The 21,959-nt window shown below is 68.5% G+C and carries 16 protein-coding genes; 7 read left to right on the forward strand and 9 right to left on the reverse strand.

The window, feature by feature from the left end:
• Nucleotides 1–105: 105 nt before the first annotated feature.
• Nucleotides 106–3,339 (reverse strand): efflux RND transporter permease subunit, encoded by a 3,234-nt coding sequence (locus ACNI65_RS10835; protein WP_416762982.1) that lies wholly within the window; start codon nucleotides 3,337–3,339, stop codon nucleotides 106–108.
• A gap of 20 nt (nucleotides 3,340–3,359) precedes the next feature.
• Nucleotides 3,360–4,541, reverse strand: a complete 1,182-nt coding sequence (locus ACNI65_RS10840) for an efflux RND transporter periplasmic adaptor subunit (protein ID WP_416762983.1) — start codon at nucleotides 4,539–4,541, stop codon at nucleotides 3,360–3,362.
• A 426-nt stretch (nucleotides 4,542–4,967) separates the two neighbouring features.
• Between ACNI65_RS10840 and ACNI65_RS10845 the strand changes: the two genes are divergently transcribed.
• Both ACNI65_RS10845 and ACNI65_RS10850 read left to right on the forward strand, forming a co-directional pair.
• Nucleotides 4,968–6,044 carry a glycosyltransferase gene (locus ACNI65_RS10845; protein WP_416762984.1) on the forward strand — a complete coding sequence of 359 codons (1,077 nt, stop codon included), beginning with the start codon at nucleotides 4,968–4,970 and terminating at the stop codon, nucleotides 6,042–6,044.
• A gap of 23 nt (nucleotides 6,045–6,067) precedes the next feature.
• Nucleotides 6,068–7,009 (forward strand): hypothetical protein, encoded by a 942-nt coding sequence (locus tag ACNI65_RS10850; RefSeq protein WP_416762985.1) that lies wholly within the window; start codon nucleotides 6,068–6,070, stop codon nucleotides 7,007–7,009.
• 35 nt (nucleotides 7,010–7,044) lie between these two features.
• Here ACNI65_RS10850 and ACNI65_RS10855 read toward each other — a convergent pair whose 3' ends face one another.
• Nucleotides 7,045–8,541 (reverse strand): MFS transporter, encoded by a 1,497-nt coding sequence (locus ACNI65_RS10855; protein WP_416762986.1) that lies wholly within the window; start codon nucleotides 8,539–8,541, stop codon nucleotides 7,045–7,047.
• A 52-nt stretch (nucleotides 8,542–8,593) separates the two neighbouring features.
• The gene (locus ACNI65_RS10860; RefSeq protein ID WP_416762987.1) at nucleotides 8,594–9,463 is read right to left on the reverse strand and encodes an inositol monophosphatase family protein; all 870 of its coding nucleotides are present in this window, start codon (nucleotides 9,461–9,463) and stop codon (nucleotides 8,594–8,596) included.
• A 103-nt stretch (nucleotides 9,464–9,566) separates the two neighbouring features.
• Between ACNI65_RS10860 and ACNI65_RS10865 the strand changes: the two genes are divergently transcribed.
• The 4 genes from ACNI65_RS10865 to ACNI65_RS10880 all read left to right on the forward strand — a co-directional run bounded on the left by ACNI65_RS10865 (nucleotide 9,567) and on the right by ACNI65_RS10880 (nucleotide 13,413).
• Nucleotides 9,567–10,502: an SOS response-associated peptidase family protein gene (locus ACNI65_RS10865; RefSeq protein WP_416762989.1), complete on the forward strand. Its 936-nt coding sequence runs from the start codon at nucleotides 9,567–9,569 to the stop codon at nucleotides 10,500–10,502.
• Nucleotides 10,503–10,658: 156 nt separating this feature from the next.
• The gene (locus tag ACNI65_RS10870) at nucleotides 10,659–11,462 is read left to right on the forward strand and encodes a hypothetical protein (RefSeq protein WP_416762990.1); all 804 of its coding nucleotides are present in this window, start codon (nucleotides 10,659–10,661) and stop codon (nucleotides 11,460–11,462) included.
• Nucleotides 11,463–11,951: 489 nt separating this feature from the next.
• On the forward strand, nucleotides 11,952–12,386 hold the full coding sequence (locus tag ACNI65_RS10875) for a response regulator (RefSeq protein WP_416762991.1): 435 nt from the start codon (nucleotides 11,952–11,954) through the stop codon (nucleotides 12,384–12,386).
• A 97-nt stretch (nucleotides 12,387–12,483) separates the two neighbouring features.
• The gene (locus ACNI65_RS10880; RefSeq protein WP_416762992.1) at nucleotides 12,484–13,413 is read left to right on the forward strand and encodes an alpha/beta hydrolase; all 930 of its coding nucleotides are present in this window, start codon (nucleotides 12,484–12,486) and stop codon (nucleotides 13,411–13,413) included.
• A gap of 18 nt (nucleotides 13,414–13,431) precedes the next feature.
• On the opposite strand, the gene ACNI65_RS10885 is transcribed toward ACNI65_RS10880, so the two are convergent.
• The 5 genes from ACNI65_RS10885 to scpA are packed head-to-tail and all read right to left on the reverse strand — an operon-like array spanning nucleotide 13,432 to nucleotide 20,832.
• A complete protein-coding gene (locus ACNI65_RS10885) occupies nucleotides 13,432–13,899 on the reverse strand; it encodes a VOC family protein (protein WP_416762993.1) in 468 nt (155 codons plus the stop codon).
• Nucleotides 13,900–13,909: 10 nt separating this feature from the next.
• Nucleotides 13,910–15,976 (reverse strand): acetyl-CoA carboxylase biotin carboxylase subunit, encoded by a 2,067-nt coding sequence (gene accC, locus ACNI65_RS10890; protein WP_416762994.1) that lies wholly within the window; start codon nucleotides 15,974–15,976, stop codon nucleotides 13,910–13,912.
• A gap of 20 nt (nucleotides 15,977–15,996) precedes the next feature.
• A complete protein-coding gene (locus tag ACNI65_RS10895) occupies nucleotides 15,997–17,529 on the reverse strand; it encodes an acyl-CoA carboxylase subunit beta (RefSeq protein WP_416762995.1) in 1,533 nt (510 codons plus the stop codon).
• Complete coding sequence (gene meaB / locus ACNI65_RS10900) at nucleotides 17,522–18,589, reverse strand: methylmalonyl Co-A mutase-associated GTPase MeaB (protein WP_416762996.1); 1,068 nt, start codon at nucleotides 18,587–18,589, stop codon at nucleotides 17,522–17,524. The genes ACNI65_RS10895 and meaB overlap by 8 nt, the downstream gene beginning before the upstream one ends.
• 35 nt (nucleotides 18,590–18,624) lie before the next feature.
• Nucleotides 18,625–20,832, reverse strand: coding sequence for a methylmalonyl-CoA mutase (scpA, locus tag ACNI65_RS10905; RefSeq protein WP_416762997.1), 2,208 nt, complete (start codon nucleotides 20,830–20,832; stop codon nucleotides 18,625–18,627).
• 80 nt (nucleotides 20,833–20,912) lie between these two features.
• Between scpA and ACNI65_RS10910 the strand changes: the two genes are divergently transcribed.
• Nucleotides 20,913–21,590 (forward strand): GntR family transcriptional regulator, encoded by a 678-nt coding sequence (locus ACNI65_RS10910; protein ID WP_416762998.1) that lies wholly within the window; start codon nucleotides 20,913–20,915, stop codon nucleotides 21,588–21,590.
• Nucleotides 21,591–21,959: the final 369 nt, after the last annotated feature.

Genomic DNA, 21,959 nt, shown 5'->3' on the forward strand with positions numbered 1-21,959 from the left:
TTCAGGAAGCGCTCCCAGTCGTCCTCGCTTCCGGTGCGGTTCCTCGGAATGAAAAAGGCGCCTCACGAGAGGCGCCTTGTCGTTGGAGCGTCGAGCGTCGCGCGATCAGTCGTCGCCCGCGCCCAGCACCGCTTCGTGGTGCGCCACCGGGCGGCGGCGCTTGATGAGGGACTCGATCACCCACCACACGAAGATCAGCCCCGTCATGAAGCCGACGATGACGGCCAGCTCGATCACCCGGTTCAGCGCGCCCGCGCGCACCTTGCCCCAACCCGGGGACGCCTGCTCCACGCGTCGGCGCTGCTTGTCGCGGAACATCTCGATGCTGTCGTAGAAGCTCGGCACCATCAGCAGCGTCAGGAAGGTCGACGTGATCGTGCCGCCGATGATGGCCACCGCCATCGGCCGGTAGAACTCGCCGCCCTCCCCGATGCCGATCGCCACCGGCAACATGCCGGCGATCAGCGCGAAGGTCGTCATCAGGATGGGACGGAAGCGCTTGCGCCCCGCGTGCATCAGCGCCTCCTCGCGCGGCACGCCCGCCGCCTCTTCCTGACGCGCCGCGTCCAGCAGCAGGATCGCGTTCTTGGCCACCAGGCCGGCCAGCATGATGATCCCGATGAAGCTCATCAGGTTCAGCGTGCCCTTGGTCAGCAGCAGCGCCACCACCACGCCGATCAGCGACAGCGGCAACGACAGCATCACGCCCATCGGCGCGGTGAAGCTGCCGAACTGCATCACCAGGATCAGGTACATCAGCCCGATGCCGGAGAACAGCGCGATGAACATCGCGCCGAAGACCTCTTCCTGGTCCTTGGAAGCGCCGGCCAGCTCGATGCCGTAGCCCGGCGGGAAGTTGATCGACTTCGCCAGCTTCAGCGCGTCCTTGGTCACTTCGCCGGGCGAGCGTCCATGCGCGTTGGCCGACACCGCGATCATCCGCTTGCCGTCCGAGTGCTGGATCTTCGCCGGGCCCTTGCCCATCGTCACCGTGGCGATCTGCTCCAGCGGCACCATCACGCCGGCGCCGGTCACCGCGATCGGCAGGCGCTCGATGTTGCTCGCGTCGACGCGGTCCTCCGGTGCCAGTCGCACCGCCACGTCGCGGGTCTCGCCGCTGGGGTCGACCCAGTCGCCGACCTCGACGCCGGCGAAGGCCACGCGCAGCGCGTTGGCCGCGTCGCCCACCGAGATGCCCAGCGAGTTGGCCAGACCGCGATTCATCTCGATCTGCAGCTCGTTCTGCGGGTCCTGCTCCGACAGACCGACGTCCACGGCGCCAGGCACGCGGCGCAGCTTCTCCATGAAGTCGGTCGTGATCGCCATCAGCTTGCGCGAGTCCGCGCCATGGAAGCGGATCTGCACGGGCTTCTGCGCCCCGTTGTTCAGGTCGTCCAGCACCACGTACTCGGCGCCGACCATCCGGCCCACGCGCGAGCGCAGGTCCGCGGCGATCTCGGCCGCGCTGCGCTTGCGCTTCGTGCTCTTGCCCAGGTCCACGTAGACGCGGCCGCCGCTGGCGTTCACGTTCTCGTTGGTGGCGACGACCTCGGGGATCTCACGCGACAGCGCGCTGGCCGCGCCCATCTTCAGCCGCGAGTACTCCAGGCTGGACGAGGCCGGCGTGCGGACCTCGATGGCGATGGTCCCGGAGTCCGACGCCGGCAGGAAGCTGGTCCCGCCGAAATGCGACTGCAGGAAGATCGCGAGCCCGAAGCTCAGCACCGCGAAGACGGCCATCCAGCGGCGGTGATGCAGCGCCCAGCCGATCACATGGCCGTAGCCATCGGCCTGTCGGTCGAACCACTCGTTGAAGCCCTGCAGCATCTTCGAGATGCCGGTCTTGGGCGCCTCGTGGTGCCCCGGGGGATCACCCCAGAAGGCCGACAGCATCGGGTCCAGCGTGAACGAGATGAACAGCGACACCAGCACCGAGGCCACCACGGTCAGCCCGAACGGGCGGAACCACTCGCCGGACACGCCCGGCATGAAGGCCACGGGGATGAACACCGCGACGATGGAGAAGGTCGTGGCCGCGACGGCCAGCCCGATCTCGGCCGTGCCCTTGAGCGCGGCGGTGCGCCGGTCGGCGCCGCTTTCCATGTGCCGCACGATGTTCTCGCGCACCACGATCGCATCGTCGATCAGCACCCCGATGGCCAGCGACAGACCCAGCAGGCTCATGAAGTTCAGCGTGAAGCCGCACAGCCACACCGCGATGAAGGCCGCGACCACCGAGGTCGGCAGCGACAGCGCCGTGATCAGCGTCGAGCGCCACGAGTTCAGGAACACGTACACGACGAAGATCGTCAGCCCCGCGCCGAAGACCAGCGCGTGGATCACGTTGTTGAGGCTGTCCTGCGCGTCCTGGCCGCCGTCCTGCACCACTTCGAGCGTCGTGCCCTTGGGCAGCGTGGCGGCGATCTCCTCGACCAGCTTGCGCACGTCCTTGGCCACGCTCACCGTGGAGGCGTCGCGCGAGCGCGTCACCGCGATGCCCACGTTGGGATAGCCGTTGCGCACCGAGAGGCCGGTCTGCTCGGCGAAGCTGTCCTTGACCGTGGCGACCTGCCCCAGCCGGATCAGCTCGCTGCCCGCGCGTTTGACGACGATCTGGTTGAAATCGGCCGGCGACTCGATGCGGCCCAGCAGCCGGATGCTCTGGTCCTCGAGCTGTCCGCGCACCTTGCCCACCGGCGCGGTGGTGTTCTGCATGCGCAGCGCGTTGACGACCTCGGTCACCGACACGTTGAACTCACGCAGCTTCTGCGCGTTGAGCAGCACCGACAGCTCGCGCTTGAGCGAGCCGTTCACCGTCACCGTGGCCGTGCCCGGGATGGCGCGGAAGCGGTCGGCCAGCTGGTCCTCGGCCAGGCGCGAGATCTCGGCATGCGACTGGCTGCTGGACGACAGCGCCAGCTGCATGATCGGCTGCGCCGACGGATCCACGCGCTGCAGCACGGGCTCGCGCATCTCGGTGGGGAGCTTGTGGCGGACCGCGGCGATCGCGTTGCGGACCTCGTCGGCCGCCTCGATCATGTTCTTGTCGAAGTTGAAGAACAGCAGCAGCTGCGCGGACCCTTCGCCCGAGGTGGACCGCACCTCGTTGACGCCGGAAATGCTCTGCAGCGACTTCTCGATGCGGTTGACGATCTCGCGCTCGGAGGTTTCCGGCGAGGCGCCCGGGTAGCTGATGCTGACCACCAGCAGCGGCATGTCGACGTCGGGGGTCTGGTTGACGCGCAGCTTGGATAGCGCGAGCAACCCCAGGGCCATCAAGCCGATGATGATCACGATCATCGCGATCGGCTTCTTGACCGAGAAATTGGAGAGGAACATGGCTCAGTCTCCTGCGCGTGTCACTGGGCCGAGGCAGCCGAGGCCACCGGCGCGGCCGGCACCGGCGACACCAGCGCGCCGGCGCCCTTGCCGCCGCTCATTCCGCTATTGGCGCCACTGGCCACCGTGGTCGTCGCCTTGCCCAGCTCCACGCGCTGGCCATCGATCAGCGTGCTGGTCGGGCTGCGCAGGATGCGGTCGCCCTGCTTCAGGCCGTCGGCGATCACGAACAGACCCAGGCGATCATCGCGCGCGCCGAGCTTGACTGGCGACTTGGTGACCTTGCCCGCGTCCACGCGCCACACGAAGGACTTGTCGCCCTCGCGCACCAGCGCGCTGTCCGAGACCATCAGCGCCGAGACGCTGTTGGTCTGCACGCGGCCCTCGGCGTAGAGGCCCGCGACGCCGGGCTGCTGCGCGCCGGCGAAATCGACGAGCACCTCGACCTGGCGCGTGTTGGCATTGGCGGCCTGGGCGATGCGGCGCACCTTGCCCTGGAAGTCCACCTGCGGATAGCCGTTGACGCGGAAGTAGACGGTCTGCGCGAGCTTGAGCTCGGACATGCGGTCCGCCGACACCAGGCCCTCGAAGCGCATCGACACCGGGTCCATCACCTTGATCAGCTCCTTGCCGATCTGGGCCGAATCGCCGGGCGAGACCTTGCGGTCGCTGACCACGCCGTCGAACGGCGCGCGGACCTCGGTGCGCTGCTGCTGCTGGCGGGCGGTGGCCACGCGGGCGCGGGCGGCGACGAGGTCGCTCTGCGCGTTGTTGCGGCGGATCTCGGCATCCTCCATCGCCTGGATGGAGCTCATGCCCTGCGCCTGCAGCGTCTTCAGGCGCTGGTACTGGCGCTCGGCCTGCTCGAAGCTCTGCGCCGAGGCGCGCGCCGATTCATCGGCCGATTGCACGGTGTCGCGGATGGCGGTGTCGTCCAGGCGGACCAGCAGGTCGCCGCGCTTCACGCGCTCGCCGTTCTCCTTGTAGACCTGCAGCACGATGGCCTGCAGCTCGGCGCGCAGATCGGCGCGGCGTTCCGGCTGGATCGAGCCGGTGATCACCGGGCCGCTGGCGTACTGGCTCACGCCCACGGTCTGGACGTCCTCCTGGGCCACCAGCAGGCTGGGCGCGCTGGCCGCGGCGTCCGCGGGCGTGGCCTTCTTGTCCGGGGAGGATTTGCCGCAACCGGCAAGGACAGTCACAACGACAAGGGCAATCAGCGACAAACGCATCATGGAAGCGGGCTCCGCGGAACGTGGCAAGTGGCGTAAAGATGTGTTCTTCGTGCGCAGGGCGCAAAAAGGCGCGCTAGCTTAACTTCAATGACCGCGCTGGCTGGTGGTCATGACTGCAGTTCATCCCAGGGATTCGGCGCTTCGTCGCGCAAGGCCTGGCCCTCGGGAACTCGCGGGCCCTTCACGATCATTTCGCTTACGTGCGGTAGCCACTTCGGCGTGAAGCCGGAAGTCATGGGGTGTTCGCGTGACGTGAAGACTGACCAGGAAATTGCGCACGCTCCACCCGTCCTTGGCATATGTACACCCCACGTTTACGGGGAAACGAGGTCTGTATTGCTGAATGTTAAGAAATAGACTCCGGACGTTTTTTAGCCTTTTTGCCGAATCGACATGCGCGCACTCTCGATCGTCCATGTGGTCTTCTCCTCACGCATCGCCGGTGGCGAGCACCATTGCATCGACCTGGCCAATGCCCAGGCGGCGCTGGGCCACACGGTGCATGTGATCGGACCGGCCGGATCGGCGGTGCGCCACGCGCTGGACCCGCGCGTGAGCTTCCACGGCCTGCATCTGCCGCTGTTGCGCGGCGCGCGGGTGAAGCGCCTGGCGGCTCGGCTGGGCGCGGACATCGTCCATGGCCACCTCGGCCCGGCCTGCAAGGCGACGGCTGCGGCCACCAGCAGCGCCCGCGTGGGCACGCTGCACGTCGGCTACAAGACCCACCACCATGCGCGCCTGGACGCGCTGGTGTGCGTGAACTCGGCGCAGGTCGATCGCCTGAAGGATTTCGGCGGGCTGCACCGCGTCATCTACAACTGGGCGCCGGAGCGCAGCAGCGGGACCTGCGCGTCCAAGGCCCCGTCGGGCTCGCTGCGCATGGAGTTCGGCATCCCCGCCACCGCGCCGGTGATCGGCTGCGTGGGCCGCCTGCACGCGGCCAAGGGCATGCACACGCTGATCCAGGCCTTCCAGCGCCACGCGCCCGCGGACGCGCACCTGGTGCTGATCGGCGAAGGCCCGCAGCGCGCCGAACTCGAGGCGCTGCGCGGCGAGGACAAGCGCATCCACCTGCTCGGCTTCCGCTGGAACGTCGATGAACTGCTGGGCGAGATGGACCTGTACGTGTCCTCCTCGCGCGAGGAGCAATTCCCGCTGGCCATCCTGGAAGCGATGCGCGCGCGGCTGCCCATCGTCGCGACCGCCACGCTGGGCGCGCGCGAGATGCTGGATCCGGCGCAATCGGCGATCGTGCCGGTCGACGATGCCCCGGCCATGGGTCAGGCGATCGCCGCGGCGCTGGAGGAACGTCACCGCAACGCGCGTCAGCCGGTCGTCTACGACATGGACCGCTACGACCGCTCGACCGCGGTGCGCGCCACGCTGGCGCTGTACCAGGACGTCATCGCGCGCCAGGGCGCCACGGTGCAGGGCCTCGCCGGCCTGAGCGTCGAGGACGCGCGCGGCTGATCCGATCCGGGGCATGATGCGGCGTGATCAAGCGACCGAAGTCTGATTTCTGGACCGTCGGCGTCGTCCCCGAGCGTCTCGATCGCCTCAGCCCCGAGCGGCTGAAGGCGCTGCGCGACGACATCGTGTGGATGCCGCCCGCCGGTGACTGGTGCTACTACGCCGACCCGTTCGCGCTGCGCGAGGGCGACGAGCTGCATGTGTTCGTCGAGAACTTCGACTACCGGACCAAGCGCGCCGATCTGCAACGGCTGACGTTGAACCTCTCCGACACCACCTGGAGCGCGCCGCAGCCGGTGCTGCGCCAGCCCTTCCACCTCTCCTATCCCTTCGTCTTCGAGCACGAGGGTCAGGTCTGGATGGTGCCGGAGACCAGCCAGGCGGAGGAAGTCGCGCTGTACCGCGCCATCGACGGCGCGAAGAACGGCGCCCACCGCTGGGAGCGATGGGAACGCGTGGCCGCGCTGCTGCCCGGCGTGCGCGCGGTGGATGCCTCGCTGTTGCGCCACGAAGGGCGCTGGTGGATGTTCTACGCCGTCATCGGACCCGACAAGCGCGACCAGCGCGAGTTGCACGTGGCCTACGCCGATGAGCTGCTCGGTCCGTGGATGCCGCACGCGCGCAACCCGGTTCGCTCGGCCCACGACGGCGCGCGGCCCGCAGGCACACCCTTCGTCGATGACGCCGGCCGCGTGACGCTGCCGGTGCAGGACAGCAGCGCGGGTTATGGCAGCGCGACGCGGTGGGTGCGCTTCGACCGGCTCACGCCCGACGAGGCGCGCGTGTCGGCCCTGCCCGAGACCTTCACCGGCGACCTCGCCCATCCCGCCTTCACCAGCGGTCTGCACACGATGTCGGCCTGCGGCGACGTCACGCTGATCGACGTCAAGCGCATCGACCGATCGCGCCATCGCCAATGGCTGGATTGGCGTCGGCGCGTGCGGCGCTGGTTCGGCAAGGGCTGAGCGGACCCGCCGCGGCGGCGGCGATCTAGCGCTGTTCAGCCTCTGCCATCCAATGAATCCATCGACGGGGCGATGTCTTCCAGCGGCCGGCATTCCGCGTCGACGCCAAACCGCAGCGCGAGCAGCCCCGCCACGATCACCAGCACCGCGCCCAGGCCGTAGCCCGCGGCCACATTGACGCGCTGCGCGCTCTCCACCAGCCAGCCGAAGAGCAGCGGCGCGACGAAGCCGCCCGCGCCGGTCCCCACCGCGTAGAAGATCGCGATCGCCATCGCGCGCATCTCCAGCGGGAAGACCTCGCTGACCGTCAGGTACGCGGAACTGGCGGCCGCCGACGCGAAGAAGAACACCACCGACCAGCACAGCGCCTGCGAGCGCGCGTCGAGCACGTCGGCGACGAAGGCCACACCCGTCGCGGCCAGCCCGACGCCGGCCAGACCGTAGGTCAGCGCGATCATCCGGCGCCGCCCCACCCTGTCGAACAAGGGCCCCAGCAGCAGCGGCCCCAGCACGTTGCCCAGGGCGAACGGGAAGATGTAGAGCGCCACGCGGTGGTCCTCGACGCCGTAGAAGCGCGTCAGCACCAGGGCGTAGCTGAAGAAGATCGCGTTGTAGAAGAAGGCCTGCGCCAGCATCAACGCGAGCGCCACGGCGCTGCGCGCGCGGTAGCTACGCAGCAGCACGTGCAGCACCTCGCGCATCGTCGGCACGGCGCGGCGATGCTCGCGCGCCGTGGTGGGCGGGACCTCGGGCAGCGGGCCGCGCTCGGCGGCGACCTCGGCCTCGATGGCATCGAGGATCGCGCGCGCCTCGTCCACGCGGCCGTGGCGCAGCAGCCAGCGCGGGCTCTCGGGCACGTGGCGCCGCACCAGCACCATGCCCACCGCCAGCAACGCGCCCATCGCGAAGCCCACGCGCCATCCCTGCACCGGCCCGAACACCGCCGGATGCAGCAGCAGCAGGCTGGACGCCGCCCCGAGCGCCGCGCCGATCCAGAAGCTCCCGTTGATGGCGAGGTTCACCCGCCCGCGCACGCGTGCCGGGACCAGTTCGTCGATGGCGGAGTTGATGGCGGCGTACTCGCCGCCGATGCCCAGTCCGGTGATGAAGCGGCACAGCGCGAAGAACGCGAAGTTCGGCGAGAACGCGGTCGCGAGCGTGGCCACGGCATAGACGGCGAGCGTGGCCAGGAACAGCCGCTTGCGCCCCAGCCGGTCCGACATTCGCCCGAAGACCAGCGCACCGACGATCGCTCCGCCCAGGTACAGCGAGCCCGAGGCCCCCACCTGGACCGCGCTGAGCGCCAGCGTGTCGGGCCGCTCCAGCACCGCCCCGACGGAGCCCACCAGCGTGACTTCCAGGCCGTCCAGCACCCAGGCCACGCCGAGCGCGAGCACCACGCGCCAATGCCAGCGCGACCAGGGCAGCCGGTCCAGGCGCCGGGCGATGTCCAGTGAGGTCGCCGCGGGCGGCGGGTTGGAAAGCGGGTCCGGGCGCGGGTCGGGAACCGGAGAAGCAAGCGAGGCCGTCATCGACGGCCTGGGCGGCAATCGGCGCTCCGGCGAAAAATTCCGAGGGGGGACCTTACGCCGTCCGCCAGGCCGCGGCGGCTTCGTCCCACACCTCGCGGCTGCGGGCCACGAGCAGGCCCGGATGCCGGTCGCCCGCGCGGTAGGGTGTGCCGTCGAAACGCGCGGCGACGCCGCCGGCCTCGGTGACGAACAACGTGCCCGGCGCGTGGTCCCAGGCGAGCTTGCGCCAGTACACGGTGACGTCGAAATCGCCGTGCACGAGCGCGGGGTACTCGGCGCCGGCGCAGTTCAGACCGGGCAGGATCTCCACGCCCGACCAGGTCGCCACGCGGGCCTGGTCCTCGGGCGGCAGGAAACGCGTCTTGACGACGGCGCGGCGCAGGCCCGGTCCGGACGCGGCGCGCAGGCGTTCGCCCTCGCGCCAGGCGCCCTGCCCGCGCCTGGCGTGGTGCAGCACCCCGGCGATCGGGTCCAGCATCCACGCGCCGACGGCCACGCCGTCCTCGAGCAGCGCCACCATCGACGACAGCGGCTCGCGCCCCGAGATGAAGTTGAAGGTCCCGTCCAGCGGATCCACCAGCCAGACCTGCCCCTCGTCGAGATGATCCAGCAGCTCCGGGGTCTCGGCGCACTGCTCCTCGCCGACCACGCGCGAGCCAGGCGCGAGCGCGAGCAGCTCCGGGGTCAGGAAGGCCTCGACGTCGCGATCGACGGTGGTCACCCATTCGCCGGGCGCCTTCTGCATCACCTCGTCGTCGCCCAGATGGCGGAAGCGCGGCGCGATCCAGGTGCGCGCGGCATGGCGCAACAGCTCGGCGACGGGGTCAGACGGTGCGGAACGGGATGGCGTGGCCGAGGCCGAGGCCGAGGCCAAGGTCGAGGTCGAGGTCGAGGGGGATGGCGCGGCGGTCATGGCGGCCATGCTACCCGTGCCGGCAAGGCCCTCCCGCGAGCGGGCCACAAGGCCTCGAGCCTGGGGGTCTCCCTGGACGACCACGGCTGAGGGGCGGCGCTAGGATGGGCTGATGTGCTACAGCGCCCGCATCCGTCAGGAGTGGAAGACCTTCTGCGCCCGCATGGGCGTGAAGATCGCCCTGGCCGAGTACGTCGAGCTCTTCTGGGAGCGCAACGAGGGCCGCAAGCGCCCCCTGCCCAAGACGATGGAGGCGATGTTCTCGGACCCTCGGTCGGAGGAGGAGCGCCAGGCCTGGGACGCGATCGTCGCCTACAAGGCCACCCGGACGAGGGACATCGAGCAGGAACTCTTCGACTTGCGGCGTCGGGTGGCGGATGCGGAACGCAAGCTGGCCGGCAGGCCGACGAAGTCCGCCGAGGACAGCCGGCGCATCGCGCTGTCGAAGATCGAGCAGCGCCTGCGCTGGTTGAGCGACCTGCGCCGCGACGCGCCGACCGAGCCGCAGGACGCGCGCATCTATCCCGGCTGGTATGTGCCGGTGATGGTGATGGAGGACGGGCAGCGCGTGCTCAAGCCGATGCGCTACCAATGCCGCCCGGCCGGCAAGCCCGCGTTCTACGACACGAAGTACCCGGGCACCTACAACGCACGACGTGACAGCCTGGAGGGCTTCTGGAAAGGCCAGTTCGGCGTGCATCACGGCGTGATGGTGGCGTCGGCGTTCTACGAGAACGTGCAGCGCGACGGCAAGAGCGTCGTGCTGGAGTTCCAGCCGCAGGGCCTGGGCGACATGCTGGTGGCCTGCCTGTGGTCGGCGTGGACCTCGCCCACCGGCGATCCGGCGGAGCCGCCGCTGCTGTCCTTCGCCGTGATCACGGACGACCCGCCGCCGGAGATCGCCGCCGCGGGGCATGACCGGTGCGTCATCCCGCTGAAGGAGGAACACCTGGATGCGTGGCTCGATCCGAAGGGGGATGTGGCGGCGATGCAGGCGATCCTCGACGATCGGGAGCGGCCGTACTACGAGCATCGAGAGGCAGCGTGAGGGCGTGAGCGAGTTGGGACGCCGCCGCTGACGGATTCAAGTCGGCCGGTCGACTTATCCAAGGTGGCGATCGGGCGTGATGCACGCAAGTCGGTCATGGCGGCGAATGAACCGGTCACCGAGGATGGGGCATCCCATTCCTCCAAGAGGTCCCTCATGCCGCTGGCACTCCAGACCCTGACCGCGCCCGTGATCGACACGCGGCTTGCCGCGCTGGAAGCGCGGATGAGCCACTTCCTGCCACCTGACCACGACGAGATCCGCGCTTTGCTGGCGGACGCGGACCGCCTGGCGCGGCGTGATGCGCTCGAAGCCAGCCACCTGCGTGGCCGCATCCACACGCTGACCGGCGATCGGCAGCAGGTGGACTACTGGTTCGCGAATGCGCGTCGCTTGCACGACGACTGGCGGGCCGCGTTCAACCACGCATCGTGCCTGGCGAGCCTGGGCTACTTCAGCGATGCGGCGGCGTTGACCTCGCGATTCCTAAACATCGACACCGGCACCCTGGCGTCCACGGTGAGTCTGGCCGTGATCGTGCTGGATCTGGAAGGTGCGGTGGGTGCTTATGACGCGCTCCGACGATCCTCCCTTGAACCCGGTGGACTGGACCCGTGCTTTGCACCCTTGGCGCTCGAAGTGCTGCGCGGTTATGAGCTTCCTGTGCATCGAGCACGCAGCGCCCTCGACATCATGGGGCAGGTGCTGCGCGAAGAGCGATTGAGGTGGATCGGCCCGGCACCGCGCCTGTTCGCACACTGCGATCAAGACTTCGCCAGCGTCCTCTATGAGCTGCGCCTTCCCGTCTCCATTGACGCGTCGATCGCGCTTTCCAACCGGCTGCACCTCAGGCTGTTCGACGCCGGCCTCCTTCTGCAAGGCTTCGTCATGGACTTCGTCGGCACCGACCCGATGCCGCCCGCGCAAGTCCAGAACGCCGCATTGATTCGCGTGGTGTGACATGGCCATCCACATCGAAGATCTGATGACCTTGGCGCACGCGCTACTGGAGCTCCCGATGGAGAGCGCGTGGCGGGCCTCGATCAGCCGGTCGTACTACGCCGTCCACCTGCGCGCGCTCGACTGGGAGATCGAACAGCACATCGATGGGCTGAACATCGGGCATCCCGGCGGGCTACATCAGCAGTTGATCAATCGTCTGCGCAACCCGTCGCGCCCGATTCCGTTGCGCATTCGCCAGCGTGCTGCGTTGCTGGCGTGTCACCTCGAGATCCAGCGAGATCGCCGAGTGGATGCGGACTATCGACTGAGTCTGTCGATCACATTGGCAGACGCCCGACAACAATTCAATCAAGCTCGAGAAGCTCTAAACGGATGCAATTTGCCGCCCAGAGCGCGCCGTCAGGACAATGCGAAATCGGACGCCGCACACGAGACGAGCCTGTCGAGGACGGTTCGAGCTAGGATTCCGCCCTCGACGAGGTTCCCATGGTCACGACGATCAAACGCGAAGAGTTCACTTTCCTGGTGGTCGACGACTTCTCGACCATGCGCCGCATCATCTCCGGCCTCCTGCGCGAGCTCGGCTTCAAGAAGATCCTCGAAGCCGAGGACGGCAAGGCCGCACTGCGCCAGCTCGAGCTTGCCCAGGAATCCGGCGAGCCCGTCCATTTCGTGCTCAGCGACGTGAACATGCCGGTCATGAACGGCTTCCAGATGCTGGAAGCGCTGCGCGCCAAACCCGCCACCGATCCGCTGACCAAGGTCCCGGTGCTGCTGGTCACCGCCGAGGGCCGCAAGGAAGACATCATCCGCGCCGCCCAGCTCGGCGCCAGCGGCTACATCGTCAAGCCCTTCAACAAGGACACCGTCGGCGACAAGATCCATCTCACGCTCAAGAACCGCGGCATCCTCGTGGACTGAGCGCGCCCCGTCCGGTAACGGGCGTAACGCCACCCCTTCATTCGCCGGATCCCCGGCACGCGGACACTCGCGGCGCACTTCTGCTTCCGCTTTCCGCATGACCGATCGACGCCGCGTCCTCACGGCCGCGCTGGGCGCCCTGCTGATGCCGACCTCCCGGTCCATCGCCGCGCCCGCTCTGCCGGACTCCACCGGGCCGTACGCCCTCCCCAACACCTTCGTCCACCCGCTGCCCGACCCGGTGTCCGGGCGTCGCTACGAACTCTGGGTGGATCTCCCCGCCGGCGCGCTCCCGTCGAAGGAGCCTCGCCCTGCGGTCTTCGTGACCGATGCGCCCTACGCATTCCCGCTGGTGCGCGCGCTGCGCAACCGCGTCGGCCAGCAGGGTCAGAACCTCGCCGATTTCGCCGTGATCGGCCTGGCCGGGCCGGCGGATGAATCCGCCGTGGTCATGCGCTCGCGCGACTACACGCCGAGCAACCCGCTGGACCGGGCGACGCGGCCGGCCAATCGCTATGGCGCGCCACGTTACGGCGAGGCCGCCGCCTATCTCAAGTACGTGGCGGAGATCGCCGTGCCCGCGGTCACCGCGCGCTACGGACTGGACCCGCGACACCGCGTGATCCTCGGGCACTCCTATGGCGCGCTGCTCGCGGCGCAGATGCTGGTGACGCGGCCCGAGGTGTTCAGCCATTACATCCTCGGCAGCCCGTCCTACTGGTTCGACCAGCACGTGATGTTCGAGCGCGAGGCGGCCTACGCGAAGCAGCACACCGACCTGGACGCGAAAGTCTTCCAGTACGTCGGCGCCTTCGAGGCCGTCGCGCGCGGGCCGCGCTTCAATCGAGAGAACGACCTAGTCGCGGACGCCCGGCGTTTCGAGGCCCAACTGCGTCGCCGGCGCTACCCGTCCCTGCGCATCGAGAGCCATGTGCTCGCGGGCGAGGACCACCTCACGGTGGCCCCCGCCGGGGCGACGCTCGGCCTGCTGTGGGCGCTGCCGGGACGGGGTCCCTACGAGGGCTGAGCGCCGCGCCGGAGACCCTCAGCGCGACAAGGCCTGGACAACGTCCTCCGGCGCCTGCACCAGCTCGATCAGCACGCCCTCCCCGCCGATGGGGAACTCGTCGTTGCTCTTCGGATGGATGAAGCAGATGTCGTACCCCGCGGCGCCCTTGCGAATGCCGCCCGGCGCGAAACGCACGCCGTTGGCGCTCATCCACTCAACCGCCTTGGCCAGGTCATCCACCCACAGCCCCACGTGATTCAGCGGGGTCGTGTGCACCGCCGGCTTCTTCTCCGGATCCAGCGGCTGCATCAGGTCGACCTCGACCTTGTGCGGCCCGCTGCCGATCGCGCAGATGTCCTCGTCGACGTTCTCGCGCTCGGAGACGAACTGGCCGATGACCTCCAGCCCCAGCACGTCCACCCACAGCTTGCGCAGCGCCGCCTTGTCCGGCCCGCCGATGGCGATCTGCTGGATGCCCAGGATCCGATAGGGTTTCGTCGTCATCGCCAGGCCCTCACTCGAAACGCACGATCGGCTGATCGACCGCCAGGCTCTCGCCGACCTTGGCCATCACCTCGGCGACCTTCACGTCCTGCGTCGCCGTCAGGATGTTCTCCATCTTCATCGCCTCGATGACCGCGAGCCGCTCGCCCGCCTGCACCAGTTGCCCCGGCTGCACCGCCACGTGCACCAGCAGCCCCGGCATCGGCGACAGCAGCAGCTTGCTGGTGTCGGGCGGCGCCTTGTACGGCATCAGCTGATGCAGCTCGGCCGCGCGCGGCGACAGCACCGTGACCTCGATCGCTCGGCCGTTGTGCTGGATGCGATAGGCCAGCGGCGCCTTGGGCGTGCCGCGCTCGGCCTGCGCCACGAAGGGCTGGCCGTTGACCGTGCCGACCAGGCGCGTGTCGTTGAGCCGCGACTGGCTCACGATGCGATAGGCATGCGATCCGCCGACACCCCCGAGCCCCCCGACCGACACCAGCGCCTCGCCCTGCGCGCCGACGTATTCGGTGATGTTGAGCGCGTAGCGGCTGAAATGCCCCTGCCCTTCGTTGACCACGGCGACGTAGTCATGCTCGATGCGGACCTCGTGACCGGGCAGCTGGCCGGTGATGCCGGCCTCGCGCTCGCGCGCCTTGCGACGGATGAAGCCGGCCAGCGCCACCAGGAAGTCCGGATCGTCGTGCGGCACATCCTCGGCGTGGAATCCGCTGCCGTAATGCTGCGCGATGAAGCCGGTGTTGAAGTCGCCCGCGCGGAAATCCGGATGCGCCAGCAGCGCCGACTGGAACGGGATGTTGCTCGAGATGCCGCGGATCACGAAGCCATTCAGCGCCTCGCGCATCTTGGCAATCGCCTCGTCGCGATCACGTCCGTGCACGATCAGCTTGGCGATCATCGAGTCGTAGAACATCGGGATCTCGCCGCCGTCGAAGACGCCGGTGTCCACGCGCACGCCGAAGCGCTCATCGCCCGCGGCCTCCATGGTGGTCGGCGGCGGCTGGTACTTCACCAGCCGGCCAGTGGACGGCAGGAAGTTGCGGAACGGGTCCTCCGCGTTGATGCGGCACTCGATCGCCCAGCCCTCGCGCTTGATCTCGTCCTGCTTGAACGGCAGCGGCTCGCCCGCCGCCACGCGGATCATCAGCTCCACCAGGTCCAGCCCGGTGATGCACTCGGTGACCGGATGCTCGACCTGCAGCCGCGTGTTCATCTCCAGGAAGTAGAAGGACTGGTCCTTGCCGACGACGAACTCGACCGTGCCTGCGCTCTGGTACTTCACCGCCTTGGCCAGCGCGACCGCCTGCTCGCCCATCGCGCGGCGCGTGGCCTCGCTGATGAAGGGCGACGGCGCCTCCTCGATGACCTTCTGGTGCCGGCGCTGGATCGAGCACTCGCGCTCCCACAGGTACACGACGTTGCCCTGCGCGTCGCCCAGCACCTGGATCTCGATGTGGCGCGGCGACTCGACGAACTTCTCCATGAACACGCGGTCGTCGCCGAAGCTCGCGCGGGCCTCGTTGCGGCAGCTGGTGAACCCGTCGTGGCAGTCCTTGTCGTTGAAGGCCACGCGCAGCCCCTTGCCGCCGCCGCCCGCGCTGGCCTTGATCATCACCGGGTAACCGATGCGATTGGCGATGGCCACGGCCTCGTCGGGCGACTCGATCGGCTGGTTGTGGCCGGGAATCGTGTTGACCTGCGCTTCGCCCGCGAGCTTTTTCGAGGCGATCTTGTCGCCCATCGCCGCGATCGAGTAGTGCTTGGGTCCGATGAACACCAGCCCTTCCTCTTCCACGCGGCGCGCGAACTCCTCGTTCTCCGACAGGAAACCGTAACCCGGGTGGATGGCCTCGGCGCCGGTCTGCTTCGCCGCGGCGAGGATCTTGTCGGCGACGAGATACGACTCGCGCGACGGCGCCGGGCCGAGCAGCACGGCCTCATCGGCGAGCTCCACGTGGCGGGCATCCTTGTCCGCCTCGGAATAGACGGCGACGGTCTGGATGCCCATCTTGCGGGCTGTCTTGATGACGCGGCAGGCGATCTCACCGCGATTCGCGATCAGGATCTTCTTGAACATCTTCTTGTCTCCTGGTCCGCTCACAGCGGGATGTTGCCGTGCTTGCGCCACGGGTTCTCGAGCTGCTTGTCCTTGAGCATCACCAGCGAGCGGCAGATGCGCTTGCGCGTCTCATGCGGCTGGATGACGTCGTCGATGAAGCCGCGCGCGCCCGCCACGAAGGGATTGGCGAAGCGGGCCTTGTACTCGGCCTCGCGCGCCGCGAGCTTGGCCGGGTCGTTCTTGTCCTCGCGGAAGATGATCTCCACCGCGCCCTTGGCCCCCATCACCGCGATCTCCGCGTTGGGCCAGGCGAAGTTCACGTCGCCGCGCAGGTGCTTGGAGCTCATCACGTCATACGCGCCGCCATAGGCCTTGCGCGTGATCACCGTCACCTTGGGCACGGTGCACTCCGCATACGCATAGAGCAGCTTGGCGCCGTGCTTGATGATGCCGCCGTACTCCTGCGAGGTCCCCGGCATGAAGCCCGGCACGTCCACGAAGGTGATCACCGGGATGTTGAACGCATCGCAGAAGCGCACGAAGCGCGCCGCCTTGATGCTGCTCTTGATGTCCAGGCAACCCGCCAGCACCAGCGGCTGGTTGGCCACGATGCCCACCGTCTGGCCTTCCATGCGGGCGAACCCGGTCAGGATGTTCTTCGCGTTCTCGGCCTGCAGCTCGAAGAAGTCGCCGTCGTCCACGACCTTGAGGATCAGCTCCTTCATGTCGTAGGGCTTGTTGGGGTTCTCCGGCACCAGCGTGTCCAGCGAGTGGTCCAGCCGCGCGCCCGGATCGCCGCTGGGACGGCACGGCGCCTTCTCGCGGTTGTTCAGCGGCAGGTAGTTGAAGAAGCGCCGCAGCATCAGGATCGCTTCGACGTCGTTCTCGAAGGCCAGGTCCGCCACGCCGCTGCGCGCGGTGTGCGTGGACGCGCCGCCGAGCTCCTCGGCGGTCACTTCCTCGTGCGTGACCGTCTTCACCACCTCGGGGCCGGTGACGAACATGTAGCTGCTGTCCTTCACCATGAAGATGAAGTCCGTCATCGCCGGCGAGTACACCGCGCCGCCCGCGCAGGGGCCCATGATCATGCTGATCTGCGGGATCACGCCCGAGGCCATCACGTTGCGCTGGAAGACCTCCGCGTACCCGCCCAGCGAGGCCACGCCTTCCTGGATGCGCGCGCCGCCGGAGTCGTTCAGGCCGATCACCGGCGCGCCGACCTTCATCGCCTGATCCATCACCTTGCAGATCTTCTCGGCATGCGCCTCGGACAGCGCGCCGCCGAAGACGGTGAAGTCCTGGCTGAAGGCGAAGGCCAGCCGGCCGTTGATCATGCCGTAGCCGATGACGACGCCGTCGCCCGGGATCTTGTTGTCGGCCATGCCGAAGTCGACGCAGCGGTGCTCGACGAACATGTCCCATTCCTCGAAGGTGCCGTCGTCGAAGAGCAGGTCCAGCCGCTCGCGCGCGGTGAGCTTGCCCTTGGCGTGCTGCGCCGCGATGCGCTTCTCGCCGCCGCCCAGCCGCGCCTTCTCGCGCTTGGCCTCGAGCATCTGTTGGATGTCATGCATGTCGTTGGTCCTTTGAATCCTCGGGATTCGTGTCTCCGGAAAACTTGCCCAGCAGCGCGCGCGCCGCCGTCGACGCCGCGAGGCGCCCATCGAGCACCCGCGCCGTCGTCTCCTCGAGCGCCGCGCGCACCGCCGGCGCCGCCTTGAACTGCTGCTTCAGGCCCGACTGGATGCGCTCCCACATCCACGCCAGCGCCTGCTGCTGGCGCTTCTCGCGAAAGCCGCCATTGGCCTGCTGCAGCGACTGGAACTCGGTCACCGCGCGCCAGAACGCCTCGACGCCGTCGCCCTTGAGCGCCGACATCCGCATCACGCGCGGTTCCCACGCCGACGCCACCGCGCCAGGATGGTAATGATCGTGCGCGGGCCGGCGATGCATGCCGTACAGCCGCAGCGACGAGGTGATCTGCGCCTGCGCGCGCGTGGCGGCGTGGTCGTCCAGGTCGGCCTTGTTGATGACGACCAGGTCCGCCAGCTCCATGACGCCCTTCTTGATCGCCTGCAGGTCGTCGCCCGCGTTGGGCAGCTGCAGCAGGCAGTACATGTCGGTCATGCCGGCCACGGCGGTCTCGCTCTGGCCGACGCCCACCGTCTCGACGATCACGACGTCGTGGCCCGCGGCCTCGCAGACCAGCATCGCCTCGCGCGTCTTCTCGGCCACGCCGCCCAGCGTGCCGCTGGACGGGCTGGGCCGGATGTAGGCGCGCTCGTCCATCGACAGCCGCTCCATCCGCGTCTTGTCGCCGAGGATGGACCCGCCCGAGACCGAGCTCGACGGATCCACCGCGAGCACCGCCACGCGATGGCCGGCCTCGATCAGCATCAGCCCCAGCGCCTCGATGAAGGTGCTCTTGCCCACGCCCGGCACGCCCGAGATGCCCAGCCGCAGCGAGCGCCCCGTGTGCGGCAGCAGCGCGGTGAGCATCGCGTCGGCCTGCGCGCGATGGTCCGCGCGCGTGGACTCCAGCAGCGTGATGGCCTTGGCCACCGCGCGGCGCTGCGCCGGGCCGGGCTCGCCCAGCAGCGGCGCGGTCAGCGGATGCGCATCATGCGCTTGCACGGTCCGAGGATTCGCGTTCACGCGATCCGCCTCGCTCACGCCACGACGGTCTTGCGGATCTGCTCGAGCACGTCCTTCGCGCTCGCCGGGATCGGCGTGCCCGGGCCGTAGATGCCCTTGACGCCGGATTCGTAGAGGAAGTCGTAGTCCTGCGCCGGGATCACGCCGCCGACGAAGACGATGATGTCCTCGCCGCCCTGCGCCTTGAGCGCCGCGATGATCGCCGGCACCAGCGTCTTGTGGCCCGCGGCCAGCGTGGAAACGCCCACCGCGTGCACGTCGTTCTCGATGGCCTGACGCGCGCATTCCTCGGGCGTCTGGAACAGCGGGCCCATGTCGACGTCGAAGCCCAGGTCGGCATAGGCCGTGGCCACGACCTTCGCGCCGCGGTCATGCCCGTCCTGGCCGAGCTTGGCGATCATCACGCGAGGACGCCGGCCCTGCTCCTCGGCGAAGGCGGCGATCTCGTCCTGCAGCCGCGCCCAGCCCTCGGCCGAGTCGTAGGCGGCAGCGTACACGCCGGTGACCTTCTGCGTGTCGGCGCGATGGCGGCCGAAGACGCTCTCCAGCGCGTCGGACACCTCGCCCACCGTCGCGCGCAGGCGCACGGCCTGGATGCTCAGGTCCAGCAGGTTGCCGGTGCCGGAGCGCGCGGCCTCGGTCAGCGCCGCGAGCGCGGCCTGGACCTTGGCACTGTCACGCGTGGCCTTGATCTTCTGCAGGCGGGCGATCTGGCTGTCGCGCACCTTCACGTTGTCGACCTCCAGGATCTCCACCGGATCCTCCTTGGCCAGACGGTACTTGTTGACGCCGACGATGACGTCCTTGCCGCTGTCGATGCGCGCCTGCTTCTCCGCGGCGCTCGCCTCGATCTTGAGCTTGGCCCAGCCGGAGTCGACCGCCTTGGTCATGCCGCCCATCGCGTCGACCTCCTCGATCAGCGCCCAGGCCTTGTCGGCCATGTCCTGCGTGAGCGACTCCATCATGTAGCTGCCGGCCCAGGGATCGATGACGCTGGTGATGTGCGTCTCCTCCTGGATGATCAGCTGCGTGTTGCGCGCGATGCGGGCGCTGAACTCGGTGGGCAGCGCGATCGCCTCGTCCAGCGAGTTCGTGTGCAGCGACTGCGTGCCGCCGAACACCGCGGCCATCGCCTCGATGGTGGTGCGCACCACGTTGTTGTACGGGTCCTGCTCGGTGAGGCTCCAGCCCGAGGTCTGGCTGTGCGTGCGCAGCATCAGGCTCTTGGGGTTCTTCGCGTCGAAGCCCTTCATGATCCGGCACCACAGCAGACGCGCGGCGCGCATCTTGGCGATCTCCAGGTAGAAGTTCATCCCCACCGCCCAGAAGAAGGACAGCCGGCCGGCGAAAACGTCCACGTCCATGCCCTTGGCGATGGCGGTCTTCACGTACTCCTTGCCGTCGGCCAGCGTGAACGCGAGCTCCAGCGCCTGGTTCGCGCCCGCCTCCTGCATGTGGTACCCGCTGATGGAGATCGAGTTGAACTTCGGCATCGACGTGGCCGTGTACTCGATGATGTCGCCGATGATGCGCATCGACGGTTCAGGCGGGTAGATGTAGGTGTTGCGGACCATGAACTCCTTGAGGATGTCGTTCTGGATGGTGCCGCTCAACTGGTCCTGCGGAACGCCCTGCTCCTCGGCCGCGACGACGTAACCGGCCAGCACCGGCAGCACCGCGCCGTTCATCGTCATCGACACCGAGACCTTGTCCAGCGGGATGCCGTCGAACAGGATCTTCATGTCCTCCACCGAATCGATCGCCACACCGGCCTTGCCGACGTCGCCGGTCACGCGCGGATGGTCCGAGTCGTAGCCGCGGTGCGTGGCCAGGTCGAAGGCCACCGACACGCCCTGCCCGCCCGCGGCCAGCGCCTTGCGGTAGAACGCGTTGCTTTCCTCGGCGGTCGAGAACCCGGCGTACTGCCGGATGGTCCAGGGCCGCACCGCGTACATCGTGGCCTGCGGGCCGCGCAGGAAGGGCTCGAAGCCCGGCAGCGTGTCGGCGTGCGGCAGGTCGCGCGTGTCGGCCGCGGTGTACAGCGGCTTGACGACCAGCCCCTCGGGCGTATGCCAGTTCAGATTCGCGGGATCCCCGCCGGGCGCGGACTTCGCCGCCGCCTTGTGCCATTGCTCCAGCGTCGCCGGCGCGAACTCCTGCGGAGTGTTCGTGCCGCTTGTGGCGGCCGGCGCGGCGGAGGGGACCTTGTGTTCGTTCGACATGGGGGACTCCTGGAAGCCGCGGATCATAGCGCGGCACGAATTCATAATTATGAATTTCAGATTGGCTACACTCCGGCGCCATGTCGCTCCCAGGCCCGCTCAGCGCCCCGCTCGCTCCCCGCGCTCCTCTTTATGAAGAGGTGGCCGAGCGGCTGCGCCAGCGCATCTTCGCCAAGGAGCTCGAGCCCGGCAGCTGGATCGACGAGCTCAAGCTCTGCGCCGAGCTCGGCATCAGCCGCACGCCGATGCGCGAGGCGCTCAAGGTGCTGGCGTCCGAGGGACTGGTCACGATGCGGGTGCGCCGCGGCGCCTACGTCACCGAGATGTCCGAGCGCGACGTGCGCGAGGCCTACCAGTTGCTCTCGCTGCTGGAAAGCGACGCCGCGGCGGTCGTGGCGCGCCAGGCCAGCGACGCGGAGCTGGCGGAACTGGGCGCGCTGCACGCGGACCTGGAAGCGAGCCTGGCGGCCGGCGAGACCGGCCGCGAGCGCTTCTTCGCGGCCAACGAGCGTTTCCACCTGCGCATCGTCGAGATCGACGGCAACCGTTGGCGGATGCAGATCATCACGGACCTGCGCCGGGTGATGAAGCTGAACCGGCACCACTCGCTGTTCAAGCAGGGCCGGCTGCAGGAATCGCTGCAGGAGCACCGCGAGATGCTGGCCGCCCTGCTCGCCCGCGATCCGGACCGGGCGGCGCGGCTGGTCCGGTGTCACTTCGACAATGGACTCAAGGCGACCGGGCGCGCGGTCGATTAGGCGCGCACGGGACGCGCGCGCGAGATGCGTCGGCGCCCCGGAAAACCTCATCCATATTAATTAGGCGGCATTAATTCATCGGGCCGCTCAAACCTCGAGAAACTCCACCCGGGACGGGTCGGAAACTCGTGACGCATGTCACGGTCGACACAGGACGGCCGCCCGCGGCCCTCTGGCCGGCCCCGGCGCCTCCGGGCATCGGTCACACGAGTCACATCTTGTTGCGCCCCTTGAACCCGGGCCTCGCACCCCGTTCGCATGCCGGAGGACGCCCCCGCCGCCCTTCAGCGGCGCGGCTAAGTGCCGATCAACATTGAAGGTCTTGGCACCCACTATCGAACGACCGTTCGATCACGGCGCAGGAAATGG

Source organism: Roseateles sp. So40a (genome assembly GCF_048081605.1).
Taxonomy (GTDB): domain Bacteria; phylum Pseudomonadota; class Gammaproteobacteria; order Burkholderiales; family Burkholderiaceae_C; genus Roseateles.

What these genes read in the sequence shown, in the direction of transcription:
- ACNI65_RS10835 (WP_416762982.1), bottom strand. Translation starts at nt 3,339, where the DNA reads ATGTTCCTCTCCAATTTCTCGGTCAAGAAGCCGATCGCGATGATCGTG.
- ACNI65_RS10845 (WP_416762984.1), top strand. Translation starts at nt 4,968, where the DNA reads ATGCGCGCACTCTCGATCGTCCATGTGGTCTTCTCCTCACGCATCGCC.
- ACNI65_RS10855 (WP_416762986.1), bottom strand. Translation starts at nt 8,541, where the DNA reads ATGACGGCCTCGCTTGCTTCTCCGGTTCCCGACCCGCGCCCGGACCCG.
- ACNI65_RS10860 (WP_416762987.1), bottom strand. Translation starts at nt 9,463, where the DNA reads ATGGCCGCCATGACCGCCGCGCCATCCCCCTCGACCTCGACCTCGACC.
- ACNI65_RS10865 (WP_416762989.1), top strand. Translation starts at nt 9,567, where the DNA reads ATGTGCTACAGCGCCCGCATCCGTCAGGAGTGGAAGACCTTCTGCGCC.
- ACNI65_RS10870 (WP_416762990.1), top strand. Translation starts at nt 10,659, where the DNA reads ATGCCGCTGGCACTCCAGACCCTGACCGCGCCCGTGATCGACACGCGG.
- ACNI65_RS10875 (WP_416762991.1), top strand. Translation starts at nt 11,952, where the DNA reads ATGGTCACGACGATCAAACGCGAAGAGTTCACTTTCCTGGTGGTCGAC.
- ACNI65_RS10880 (WP_416762992.1), top strand. Translation starts at nt 12,484, where the DNA reads ATGACCGATCGACGCCGCGTCCTCACGGCCGCGCTGGGCGCCCTGCTG.
- ACNI65_RS10885 (WP_416762993.1), bottom strand. Translation starts at nt 13,899, where the DNA reads ATGACGACGAAACCCTATCGGATCCTGGGCATCCAGCAGATCGCCATC.
- accC (WP_416762994.1), bottom strand. Translation starts at nt 15,976, where the DNA reads ATGTTCAAGAAGATCCTGATCGCGAATCGCGGTGAGATCGCCTGCCGC.
- ACNI65_RS10895 (WP_416762995.1), bottom strand. Translation starts at nt 17,529, where the DNA reads ATGCATGACATCCAACAGATGCTCGAGGCCAAGCGCGAGAAGGCGCGG.
- scpA (WP_416762997.1), bottom strand. Translation starts at nt 20,832, where the DNA reads ATGTCGAACGAACACAAGGTCCCCTCCGCCGCGCCGGCCGCCACAAGC.
- ACNI65_RS10910 (WP_416762998.1), top strand. Translation starts at nt 20,913, where the DNA reads ATGTCGCTCCCAGGCCCGCTCAGCGCCCCGCTCGCTCCCCGCGCTCCT.